At 64.2% G+C, this 11,864-nt stretch carries 10 protein-coding genes and 1 pseudogene; 5 read left to right on the plus strand and 6 right to left on the minus strand.

All coding sequences use genetic code 11. The features are described 5' to 3' along the window. Window positions 1-195: hypothetical protein (locus RHBS_RS16325; RefSeq protein WP_145977529.1), on the plus strand; the 195-nt coding region annotated here is incomplete at its 5' end. Window positions 196-278: 83 nt separating this feature from the next. Here the strand turns inward: RHBS_RS16325 and RHBS_RS16330 are convergent. Together RHBS_RS16330 and RHBS_RS30710 are read right to left on the minus strand one after the other, a co-directional pair. Then, window positions 279-905 (minus strand): DUF305 domain-containing protein, encoded by a 627-nt coding sequence (locus tag RHBS_RS16330; RefSeq protein ID WP_128646038.1) that lies wholly within the window; start codon window positions 903-905, stop codon window positions 279-281. Window positions 906-987: 82 nt separating this feature from the next. Continuing rightward, window positions 988-1,146, minus strand: coding sequence for a hypothetical protein (locus RHBS_RS30710; RefSeq protein ID WP_237669279.1), 159 nt, complete (start codon window positions 1,144-1,146; stop codon window positions 988-990). A gap of 30 nt (window positions 1,147-1,176) precedes the next feature. Between RHBS_RS30710 and RHBS_RS30715 the strand changes: the two genes are divergently transcribed. The 4 genes and pseudogenes from RHBS_RS30715 to RHBS_RS32310 all read left to right on the plus strand — a co-directional run bounded on the left by RHBS_RS30715 (window position 1,177) and on the right by RHBS_RS32310 (window position 7,517). Then, complete coding sequence (locus tag RHBS_RS30715) at window positions 1,177-1,413, plus strand: hypothetical protein (protein ID WP_237669280.1); 237 nt, start codon at window positions 1,177-1,179, stop codon at window positions 1,411-1,413. Window positions 1,414-1,533: 120 nt separating this feature from the next. Then, entirely contained in the window at window positions 1,534-2,412 is an 879-nt protein-coding gene (locus RHBS_RS16340) for a universal stress protein (RefSeq protein WP_128646039.1), read from the plus strand. Beyond that, entirely contained in the window at window positions 2,409-4,799 is a 2,391-nt protein-coding gene (locus RHBS_RS16345; protein WP_128646040.1) for a phosphoketolase, read from the plus strand. The genes RHBS_RS16340 and RHBS_RS16345 overlap by 4 nt, the downstream gene beginning before the upstream one ends. Then, a pseudogene (locus tag RHBS_RS32310) lies at window positions 4,796-7,517 on the plus strand (HAD-IC family P-type ATPase). The gene RHBS_RS16345 and the pseudogene RHBS_RS32310 overlap by 4 nt, the downstream one beginning before the upstream one ends. On the opposite strand, the gene RHBS_RS16355 reads toward RHBS_RS32310, so the two are convergent. The 4 genes from RHBS_RS16355 to RHBS_RS16370 all read right to left on the minus strand — a co-directional run bounded on the left by RHBS_RS16355 (window position 7,501) and on the right by RHBS_RS16370 (window position 11,711). Next, on the minus strand, window positions 7,501-8,385 hold the full coding sequence (locus RHBS_RS16355; RefSeq protein ID WP_128646041.1) for a universal stress protein: 885 nt from the start codon (window positions 8,383-8,385) through the stop codon (window positions 7,501-7,503). The pseudogene RHBS_RS32310 and the gene RHBS_RS16355 overlap by 17 nt on opposite strands. Beyond that, complete coding sequence (locus RHBS_RS16360; RefSeq protein ID WP_187298521.1) at window positions 8,382-9,224, minus strand: universal stress protein; 843 nt, start codon at window positions 9,222-9,224, stop codon at window positions 8,382-8,384. The genes RHBS_RS16355 and RHBS_RS16360 overlap by 4 nt, the downstream gene beginning before the upstream one ends. Before the next feature lie 119 nt (window positions 9,225-9,343). Next, window positions 9,344-11,050, minus strand: a complete 1,707-nt coding sequence (locus RHBS_RS16365; RefSeq protein WP_128646043.1) for a GAF domain-containing protein — start codon at window positions 11,048-11,050, stop codon at window positions 9,344-9,346. Further along, window positions 11,043-11,711, minus strand: a complete 669-nt coding sequence (locus tag RHBS_RS16370; protein ID WP_128646044.1) for a response regulator transcription factor — start codon at window positions 11,709-11,711, stop codon at window positions 11,043-11,045. Before RHBS_RS16370 ends, RHBS_RS16365 begins: the two co-directional genes overlap by 8 nt. Window positions 11,712-11,864: the final 153 nt, after the last annotated feature.

Genomic DNA, 11,864 nt, shown 5'->3' on the forward strand with positions numbered 1-11,864 from the left:
TGGTGGGCAGCGGGATACAACCTGATATCGGTTCCGCTCGCGGCAGGAGTGCTGGCGCCCGTCGGCTTCGTGCTCCCCATGTCGATCGGCGCCGTCCTGATGTCACTGTCGACGATCGTCGTCGCCGCCAACGCGCAGCTACTCCGTCGACTCGACCTCTCCCCCGACGCGGTGACCGGCCGACCTGTGCACTGAGCCGTCGACGACGCCGAATCGTCCCGGCACGGCCGAAGGCCGCACCCCCGATGAGAGGGTGCGGCCTTCGGTGTCTGTGCAGATCAGCCGAGCAACGTCCGCATGGTGTCGATTTCCTGCTGCTGCGAGGCCACGATCGCGCGAGCCATCTCCTGCGCATCGGGGTTCGAGCCGTCGGCGATCTCGATGTTCGCCATCTCGATTGCGCCGTCGTGGTGCTCGATCATCATCGTCAACCATTGGCGGTCGAACTCGGCACCGGTGGCCGCACTCAACGCGTCCATGTCCTGTTGGGTCATCATGCCCATGCCCATGCCCGACCCGTGGTCCATTCCGCCCATCTCACCCATGTCGGACGAGGGTGCGGGCTGACCCCATTCGGCGAGCCAGGCCGTCATCCGGTCCATCTCCGGTTGCTGCGCGGCTTCGATCGCCGACGCCAAGGCCACGACGTCCGAATTTTCGGTGCGGCCATCGACCATTGCCGCCATCTCGACCGCCTGCGCATGATGCGGGTACATCATCCGAGCGAACATCACGTCCGCATCGTTGAATTCTGCGGACGCGTCGGCCTGGTCCGATGACGCCGACGACGAGTTCGGCGAGCCCATCGAATGGCCGTCCATCGACGAGTCGTCGCTGCTGCAGCCGGCGAGAAGGAATGCGCTCACGGTGGCGGCAGCCAGCGAAGCGACGAGTGTTGTACGCATGTGAATCTCCTTGAACAAGTGCGAAATACAGGGATCTGGGTACGGCGATCCGCCGGTGGTCGTGCGTCCACCGGGCTCCCTGTCACACTCGCAAGGTCACCGATCTGTCCAGCTCCCAGAGGGTCCACGGCGGCGCACGCTCCGAGATGGAGTCGGTGCGCCCACCGATACCGTCCCCCGACATCAGCGAGTAGACGACATCGACGGTTGTCGCTGGGACCGTCAGCGCAGCCCACGACACCGTGGTTCCCGCGCACGGATGCATCATCTGATGTGCCGACGGGCAGTCGTGTTCACCGGTCGCAACCTGTACCGGATCCTCGTGGTGGGTCGCCGACGCATGGCGGCGTGTTCGCTGCTCGCCGACGTGGTCGGTGTCACCGAGTGCATCAGCAGCACCCCGAAGATCGTCAGTGCGATCAGCAATCCGGTCGCCGAGGCAACGCCCGGGCGTCTGCGTCGGATCACTGAGTGCATGTCACCGACGATAGCAAGTCATACCCCCTAGGGGTAGCCGGCAGGGACTTCCGCCCCGCACCGAAGGACTTCCGCCTCTGTCTGTGGCGGTCCGATTCGGGCCATGCTCGCTGTGTATCTGCACACGTAAGTCAATGGACGGGAATTCGTCATGAATGCATCGAGCCGGGTAGTCGTCGGAGTCGACGGATCTGCCACATCGCTCGACGCGGTCCGCTGGGCAACACGCGAGGCTGTTCGACGCCACGCTCCGCTCGAGTTGGTCACGTCGTCTCTGTTTGCGCCGGGAACCTACGGGGATGCCATCAGTCTTCGGATCGGTTCGTTCTCGGACCCCGATGTCGAAGCCAAGCGCGTGCTGACCGCCGCGGTCGATGTTGCGCACAAGGCCGCAGCAGGCAATTCACTGATTCTCGACACTCGTCTCGAACATGGCTCTGCCGCACGGAACCTGACGCATTTCGACGTCGCACCCGCCATGATCGTCGTCGGATCGAGAGGTCTCGGCGAGTTCACCGGTGGATTGATCGGATCGGTCAGCACCGCGGTCGTCTCGCATGCGACATGCCCTGTGGCCGTGATCAAATCGAACATCATCAGCGACGGTCCGGTTGTCGTCGGCGTGGATTGCACCTCAAACAGCCAACCCGCCATCGGCTTCGCTCTGAAGGAAGCGTCACTGCGAGGCGTCGACCTCGTCGCGGTGCACGCTTGGAGCGACCTCGAGCTGGGCAGCGTGTTGACGCGCGACGAGGAGGGTCCGTGGGTCGATTCCGAACTCGCCGAGAAGACCTCCTTGGCGGAGAGCCTGGCCGGATGGTCGGAGGACTACCCGGACGTCACCATCCACCGTGTGGTGGTTCAGGACAGGCCGGTTCGTGAACTGGTCCGCGCTTCCGAGACAGCGCAGTTGATCGTTGTGGGAAGCCGCGGTCGGGGCGGATTCGCGTCGATGCTTCTCGGCTCCACCTCGCGCGCGGTGTTGCATTCGGTGGATGTTCCCGTCGTCGTCGTACCCACGAACCGATGACCGCGTCCACCACCGAAACCACCTACAACTCCGAGGAACTGGACGCCGACCTACGCTACTGGGCCGCGGCGAACTATCTGACGGTGGCGCAGATCTATCTGCAGGACAACGTATTGCTGCGTCGGCCTCTGGAGGCGGAGCACATCAAGCCGAGGCTGCTCGGGCACTGGGGCACGAGTCCCGGCCTGTCGATGATCTACACCCTCCTCAATCGCGTGATTCGTCGAACCCATTCGGACTGGCTGTACGTCACCGGTCCGGGCCACGGCGGTCCGGCGTTGGTGGCGAACACCTACCTCGAGGGCACCTACAGCGAGATCTACCCGGACATCTCGCTCGACAACGACGGCGTCCGACGTCTGTGTCGTCAATTCTCCACTCCCGGCGGCATTCCGAGCCATGTGAGCGTCCAGACTCCGGGCAGCATTCACGAGGGCGGCGAGCTGGGCTACGCCCTCGTCCACGCCGCCGGTGCAGCGTTCGACAATCCCGATCTGATCGTCGCCTGTGTCGTCGGGGACGGTGAGGCCGAAACCGGTCCCCTGTCCGGTTCGTGGAAGATCCCGGCCTTTCTCAATCCGATTCGCGACGGTGCCGTGTTGCCCATCCTGCACCTGAACGACGGGAAGATTTCCGGACCGACGGTTCTCGGACGCAGCACCGATCAATCGATCGCGGACTACCTCAGCGGCCAGGGGTGGGCACCACTGTTCGTCGAAGGCGACGATCCACGAGAGGTGTTCCCGGCTCTCGAAAGCGCCCTCACCCGCGCCCACGAGACGATCGAGAGAATCCAGCACGCCGCCCGGAACGGCGAGCCACAGCACGATATCGAATGGCCCGCCATCGTTCTCCGCACTCCCAAGGGCTGGACCGGACCGCACGAGGTGGACGGCAAACTCATCGAGGGCACCCACTGGGCGCACCAGGTGCCGCTGTCGGGCGTCCGCGAGAACCCAGCACATCTGGATCTGCTCGAGAAGTGGCTGCTCTCCTACGATCCCCGATCGTTGTTCGACGACAACGGTGCCCCGGTGGCGGCCGTTCGCGAGCTCGCACCGTCGGGCACCGAACGTCTCGGGGCCACTCCGTACGCCAACGGCGGTGTGCTGTTGCAGCCCTTGGTCATTCGAGACCTCGAGAACTATGCGCTCACCGTCGAGTCCCCGGGGCGCACGTCGCACGAGACGACCACGGTGCTCGGGGAGATGATGCGCGATATCTACCTCGACAACGCACAGCCCAACGGCGGCGGTAACTTTCGTCTGTTCTGTCCCGACGAGACCGCGAGCAACCGCCTGCAGGCCGTGTTCGAGGCCACCGACAGATGCTGGCAGCTGCCGACCACCGAGTTCGACGACAATCTCGGTCCCGACGGTCGCGTGATGGAGGTGCTCAGTGAGCACCTGTGCGAGGGCTGGCTCGAGGCGTATCTGCTGTCGGGTAGACACGGACTGTTCGCGAGTTACGAGGCCTTCGCCATGGTGAGCGTGTCGATGCTTATCCAGCACACCAAATGGCTCCAGCATGCGGCCACACTCGCGTGGCGGGCTCCCGTCGCGTCGCTCAACGTGTTGCTCACCAGCACGTGTTGGCGCAACGACCACAACGGATTCAGCCATCAGGGCCCCGGACTGATCGACGCGGTGATTCCGCTGGCACCGGATGTGGTGCGCGTGTGGCTACCACCGGACTCCAACACTCTGCTCGCCGTTGCCGATCATTGCTTCCGCAGTCGAGGCCACGTCAACGTTCTGGTGGTGGACAAGCAGAATCACCCGCAGTATCTGACGCTTCCCGAGGCGCGGGCGCATGCCGCGGCGGGTGCGTCCCGCTGGGACTGGGCCGGCACCGAAGTGGCCGATACCGACGACGACCCCGAGATAGTTCTGGCGTGTGCCGGCGACGTGCCGACCGAGGAAACCCTCGCTGCCGCAGAATTGTTGCGTACGTGGACTCCCGAACTCAGGGTTCGCGTGGTCAACGTGATCGATCTGATGGCGCTGCTCCCCGTCGTCGATCATCCGCACGGATTCTCCGACGAGCAGTTCGTGGATCTGTTCACCGCCTCGGTCGACGTGGTCTTCGCGTTCCACGGCTATCCCCGTGCGGTGCACCAACTGGTGCACGGCCGACCGGACGCCCAGCGGTTCCACGTTCGCGGATTCATCGAACAGGGCACCACCACAACACCGTTCGACATGGTGGTGCTCAACAAGATCAGTCGCTACCACCTCACGCTCGCAGCACTCGACCGAGCGCGCACTGCGCCGGCCGGTGCCGAGCAACTGCGGCAGCACTGCCAGGACCAACTCGAACGCCACGACGTCTATATCCGAGAGCATTTCGAGGACCTCCCGGAGATTCGGCAGTGGCGGTGGTCGTGACACTCGTGGGCGGAGAGACTGGGGAACGCCACGCTCTGTCCGTCGATGAGGTGGTGGCCTCTGTCGCTTCGAGCCTCGATCGCGGTCTGACCGTGGACGAGGTGGCCCGACGAACTCTCCGGTTCGGGCCCAACGTGCTCCCGGCCAGAGCCGGCCCCGGATGGCCCCGACGCCTGCTCGGTCAGTTCCACAATCCGCTGATCTACGTTCTGATCGTCGCCGGCACGATCACAGCGGGGCTGGCCGAATACGTCGACTCCGCAGTCATCTTCGCTGTCGTGGTGCTCAACGCAGCGATCGGGTTCGTACAGGAGTCCAAGGCCGGTTCGGCGCTGGAATCTCTGCGGTCGATGGCCCGAACTCCGGCGCGCGTGGTGCGAGACGGGGAGGTGCGCTCCCTGTCATCCGAGGACGTGGTGCCGGGCGACCTGGTGCGATTGGAAGCAGGAGACAAGGTCCCCGCCGATCTCAGGCTGGTGCATACGATCGGCTTGGAGGTCGACGAGTCCACCCTGACCGGTGAGTCCGAACCCTCCGCCAAAGGCACTGCAGCAGTGCCGCCGTCGACCCTGCTCGCCGACCGATCCAACATGGGCTATTCCGGCACCCTCGTCACGGCAGGAACGGGGACCGGCCTCACCGTCGCCACCGCGTCCGATACCGAACTCGGTGGCATTCACCGTCTTGTCGGGTCAGCTCGGCCACTGGCCACACCGCTGACTGCCAAACTCGCCGAGTTCGGCAGGATCCTGACGTTCGCGATTCTCGGGCTGGCCGTTGTCACCTTCGGAGTCGGACTGCTCCGAGGCCAGGATACCGTCGAAACTTTCGTCGCCGCAGTCGCACTCGCCGTCGGCGCGATTCCCGAGGGCTTGCCCGCAGCAGTGACGATCACCCTGGCCATCGGGGTCTCCCGGATGGCGCGGCGTGGTGCTGTCATCCGGCAGCTGCCCGCTGTCGAAACCCTTGGCAGCACCACGGTCATCTGTTCCGACAAGACCGGCACGTTGACCCAGAATCAGATGACGGTGCGGGCTCTGTGGACGATCGACGGCGAAGTCGTGGTCACCGGTTCGGGATACGAGCCTGTCGGTGACCTGACGGAGGACGGTGATCTCGTATCCGTGGACCACAACGACGCACTGCGGTGGTCACTTCTCACCGGTGCCGTGTGCAACGACGCGTCGCTGCGAGAGATCGACGATGAGTGGACGATTGTCGGAGATCCGACGGAAGCCGCGATGATCGTGCTGCGATGAAGGCCGATATCGACACCCCGAGCTTCCTCGATGGCCATCCGCGATCGGGGAGTATTCCGTTCAGCTCGGACCGGCAGTTCATGGCCACGCTCCATCGTTCCCGCAGCGACGAGCACGGGTTCGCCCTCGTCAAGGGGGCCGTGGAGCGCGTCATCGACATGAGCGAGACGATGATGGATTCCGAAGGCCGCCTGCGTCCGATCGATCGTCATCGGATATCCGAGGCAGCCGAAGACCTCGCAGGACGCGGACTCCGCGTGTTGGCCACTGCGCGCACAACCGCCGGAGCGGCAGTGGATTTCACGGTGGACGGCCTGCCGGGGACGCTCGTGTTCACGGGCCTCGAAGCATGATGGACCCGCCCCGTGAGGCCGCGACGTCCGCTGTCCAGGCCTGTCGCTCCGCCGGGATCTCCGTCAAGATGATCACCGGTGACCACGCCGTAACCGCGACCGTCATTGCCCAGCAGGTCGGTTTGCTGGATCGAGGTGACGGAGACGGGTCGGTGCTGACCGGATCCGATCTGTCGTCATTGAGCGCGGACGACTATCCGGACGCGGTCGATCGTGCGGTCGTCTTCGCCAGGGCCAGCCCCGAACAGAAGCTTCAGCTGGTCGAGTCCCTGCAGTCGCGCGGCCACGTTGTCGCCATGACCGGTGACGGCGTCAACGATGCGCCTGCACTGCGCCGGGCGAACATCGGGGTCGCGATGGGCCACAGCGGAACCGAGGTGGCCAAGGATGCGGCCGATGTCGTGCTGACCGAGGACGACTTCTCCACCATCGAGGCCGCGGTGGAAGAAGGCCGTGGTGTGTTCGACAACCTGACGAAGTTCATTGCGTGGACGCTGCCCACCAATCTTGCCGAGGGCCTCGTCATCCTGGTCGCGATCCTGTTCGGCACTGCTCTGCCGATCCTGCCCACCCAAATTCTGTGGATCAACATGACCACTGCCGTCGCATTGGGCCTGATGTTGGCGTTCGAGCCCAAGGAGCCCGGGATCATGTCGAGGTTGCCGCGCCGGCCCGACGAGCCGCTGCTGACGCGGGCCCTGATGGTGCGGATTCTGTTGGTGTCGACCGTGCTCGTGGTCGGTGCCTGGGCGATCTTCGAGTGGGAGCAGAGCCGCGGTGCCGGCCTCGACGAGGCACGCACTGTCGCGCTCAACATGTTCGTCGCTGCCGAGATCGCCTACCTGTTCAGCTGTCGATCACTGACACGTTCGGCTTGGCAGCTGGGTCTGTTCACCAACCGGTGGATCGTTGTCGGGGTGCTCATCCAAACAGCCGGTCAGATCGCGCTCACGTATCTTCCGGCCATGAACGCGTTGTTCGGTACCGCACCGATCGGCATCGATTCGTGGCTGCTGATCGGTGCAGTGACCGTCGTGCTGTCGCTCGTCGTCGGGATCGACAAGCGGGTGCACAACCGTAGGACGTTCGCTACCCGCGGGCGATGATCAACGGACAGTCGACGCGGTGGGCCAGCGAACGCACGGTGGATCCGAGAAGTCGGTCGCTGAAACCGTTGCGGCCGGTCGAACCGACGACGACGGCCTGCGCCCGCGGTGATACCTCGAGAATCTTCTCGACCACATTGCCGCGCAACACCTTTTGCTGAACAACTACGTCCGGATACTGCTCGCTCCAGCCGGACAGGCTCTCTGCCAACACGGTTCGACCGTTCGACACGATAGCGTCGGATCTGTCGGTCTCGGACGCGTCGGGCGACGAGATCAGTTCGTCCGTCGACACGTGGACCGCAACCAATTCTGTTCCCCGTAGTGAGGCTTCGTCGAATGCCAACCGAACAGCCTTCTGGTTGTGCGGCGACCCGTCGATTCCGAGGACAACGGGGCCTCGTGACGAATCCAACTCGACGCTTCCCGGCACGATGACCACCGGGCAGTGCGCTTGAACCGCCACAGCGGTGCTCACCGAGCCGAGCAGTTCGGCGAAGTATTCGCCGTTGCCGCGCGAGCCGACCACCATCATCGACGCATTCGAGCTCTGATCGAGCATGGCTTGAATCGTCGGTCCCACAATCGATTCGCTCATGATGGTGAGCGCGTCCGGGTTCTTCACCGAGCGTCGAGCAACCAGAGACGCCCAGGCCAGGGTCGACTCTGCGGCTGTGTGCTCCTCGGAGCCGATGTGAGTGGGCAGCGCGACGAAACTCGTGTACAGGGCTTTGACTTGGTAGGCGGACACCAGCTTCACCGGTAGCCCACGCAACTCGGCCGCGTGCGCGGCCCATCCGACTGCGTCGAGCGACGAGCCGGAGCCGTCGACACCGACGGCGATCGGAGACTGCCTCGTGGTACTCATGCGTGCGGGACGACGAGGACGGGGCAATGGGCATGCCGCAGTACGGCGGTCAGTGTTCGTCCCGGCACTCGGTCTCGTTCGTGACCGACCACCATCAGCTGGGCTGTCTCGGACACGGCGACCAGCTCCGATCCCGAGTCGGCTTCGGCGTAAACCGACGCCACCCGCACCGACGGGTAGTCCACACCGAAGGGTTCCAACCGGACTTCCATCGCCGATTCGGGATGCAGATGGTCCACCGGACCACTGATGGCGCTCGCTAAAATGGACGAGATCGCCTGGGTGTGTACAGCGAGCACACTGGCCTCGCGCATGGCTGCTTCCTGGAATGCCTGTGCCACCACGACGTCGGTCGCGGAGACCTTCGCGTCTCCCAGCGCGGCGACGACCGCGCCGGAACGCTCGGCGTCGAAGGTACGTACGACCGCAACGGGATGAGCCGCAGATTCGATCATCGTGTGCACCATGGAACCGAGAACCCATGCAGCAAGCGAACTCTCGGCCGTGGTGCCCAGCACCGTCAGGCATGCCGACGCCGCTTCGGACCGCATCACTTCCTCCGGGTTACCCTGCAGCACGATAGCTTCCACGATGACAGTGGGGTCACCGATCTTCGCAACGATCGCCGCCTGGTCCAACACGGTGCGGGCGTAGTCACCGTCGACGTCGGGCGCGCCGTATTCTGTTTCGCGCTGGAGATGGGGCTGGATCACGTGCACCAAACGCAACGATGTCCGCCGCCCCCTCGCCTCGTGGACGGCGAAGCGGACTGCATCGAGCGCAGCCTTCGATCCATCGATTCCAACCACAACGGGTCCGGTGGCGTGTGCGATGTTCATCGGGTTCCTCTCGGTGTTACAACGTAGGTCCTGCACCTTCATCGAGAACGCTACGAGCGCACACCTACTCGACGCAGTGGCCGGAGGTCACCGAAACAAGTGACGAACGACTGCCCCTGTCAGGACAGCGGTACCGACCAGGTCACATCGGTGCCGCTTCCCGAGGAGCCGGGACCGATGTTCATGGACCCACCGCATTCGACTGCACGGGCACCGAGATTGGAGAGTCCACTCGCGGTGGTGTCCTCAGGCATTCCGATCCCGTTGTCCGACACGATGATCTGCAACTCGTCGCCCACCGACAAGGTAACGGTCACGGTGTCGCCCTGCGCATGATGGACGACGTTGCTGACCGTCTCGCGAACGACGGCGACGGCATGATCGGCGAGCTTGGTGTCGACGACCGACAGTGGTCCGAACATCCGCACGACTGCACGGATATCGACGTTCTCGGTGAGTTCGAGAACCGCCGCATTGATGCGTTGACGCAACCGCGTGGCCGAGTGGGACGTGCTCTGCAAGTCGAAGATCGTCGTGCGGATGTCCTGCACCGTGTCCTGTAGGTCGTCGATCGTCCTGGACAGACGCACCCGGATTTCCTCGGACTCGGTGCGTTGCAGCGTGCTCTGTAGAGCCAATCCGGCAGCGAAGATTCGCTGAATCACGTGATCGTGCAGGTCGCGGGCGATTCGGTCCCGGTCGGACAACACCTCGAGTTCGTGCATCCGGCGGCTGGCATCGGCGATCTGCATCACCAGAGCAGCTTGATCGGCGAAGTTCGAGACCAAGTCCAGTTGGGAGTCGTCGAACGGCCCCCGGCGCTCTGTGCGGAGGACCACCAGGACGCCTCTGACGCCCTCGGCGACCCGGAAGGGTGATATCAGCGCAGGCCCGAAGGCCGAGTCCAACCCCTTTGCCTTGTAGTCGAGTCTGTCCTTTCGCAACGCCGTTCGACGTCGAAACGCCAATCCGGAACTCGAGCCCTCGATCGGAATCAATGCTCCGATCATGCGGTCGGATCCCAGTCCCTCGCTGACCGTGACGACCAGTTCTGTGACATCCTCGGACGGCTGGTCGGAGTCATCGGGAACTGCGATGAACGCCGCATTGGAACCGGTCAGGTGCAGTGCCTTACGAGACACCATCTGCAGTACTTCGTCGATGTCCGTCCCGGCGAGGAGCTCGGTGCCGATGTCCCGAGTTGCTTCCATCCAGGCCTGACGTAGACGTGAGTCCTCGTACAGACGCGAGTTCTCGATGGCGATACCGGCGGCGGACGCGAGCGCCTTCGTGACGACCTCGTCGTCCTCGGTGAACTGCTGACCGTTCTTCTTCTCGGTGAGGTAGAGGTTGCCGAAAATCTCGTCGCGAACGCGAATCGGGACGCCCAGAAACGTTTTCATCGGCGGATGGTTCGGCGGAAATCCCACCGACTCCGGGTGCGCCGAGAGGTCCTCGAGGCGCAGCACTTTCGGCTGGTCGATCAACAGTCCGAGCACCCCGCGCCCGGTGGGAAGCGGGCCGATGGCGACTCGCGTGTCCTCGTCCATGCCGTGATTGATGAACGCACTCAACCCGTGGCCTTCGCCCCGGACGCCGAGTGCGCCGTACCGAGCGTCGACGAGTTCGACGGCCGATTCAACGATCGAGCGCAGTGTCACCTCCAGATCGAGGCCGGAGGTGATGACGAGCATGGCGTCGAGCAGCCCGTCGGCTTGGACTCTGGCATCGGCGATTCGACCGATTCGGTCCTGAACCTCGGCCAACAGTTCACCCAGTCGCAATTGCGGCAACGAGGAAGCCGTCTCCGCGTGGTCGTCATCCATCCCGCGACCCCGGTTGTCCGGTCGACGGAGCGGTATCGGCGAGTTTGGTTGCATACACCGCAGCTTGAGTGCGACGTTCCATCCCGAGCTTGGCGAGCAGCCGGGACACGTAGTTCTTGACCGTCTTCTCCGCCAGGAACATCCTGGCGGCAATCTGCCGGTTGGTGAGGCCCTCTCCCAGCAGATCCAGCAGCGTGCGCTCCTGGCTGGTGAGGTGGTCGATAGGTCCTGGGGTCGCCGTTCCGGCTCGCAGTTTGTCCATGAGGGCCGCTGCTGCACGATTGTCGAGCAGCGACCGACCGGAACCGACGTCCTTGATCGCTCGCGTGAGTTCCATGCCGGTGATGTCCTTGACGACGTAGCCGCTCGCGCCCGCGAGGATCGCGTCGAGCATGGCTTGATCCTCGGTGAACGAGGTCAGCATCATGGTCTTGAGCTCGGGCAGGCGATCGAGAAGTTCGCGGCACAGTTCGATGCCGTTGCCGTCGGGCAGGCGCACGTCGAGCACAGCGACGTCCGGCTGCAGGGCCGGGATTCGAGCGAGCGCCTGAGCGCAACTGCCGGCCTCACCGATGACCTCGAGATCGGGATCGGAGTCGATCAGGTCGATCAGACCGCGCCGCACGATCTCGTGATCGTCTACCAAGAACACCGTGACCACGGCGACACCTCTCAACTGCGTCCACAATGGACGCCTCGACTTCCGAGCCTACGGGTCGCGCGCGAGGGCAACCCGACCTTTCGTCACCGAAACAGTGGACCAAAGTCCTCTGTGTCGGTGTTGTTCTCCTGCGGCGCCAGAGGGTGTGCGGGG

This window comes from Rhodococcus sp. BS-15, from assembly GCF_000813105.1.
GTDB lineage: Bacteria > Actinomycetota > Actinomycetes > Mycobacteriales > Mycobacteriaceae > Rhodococcoides.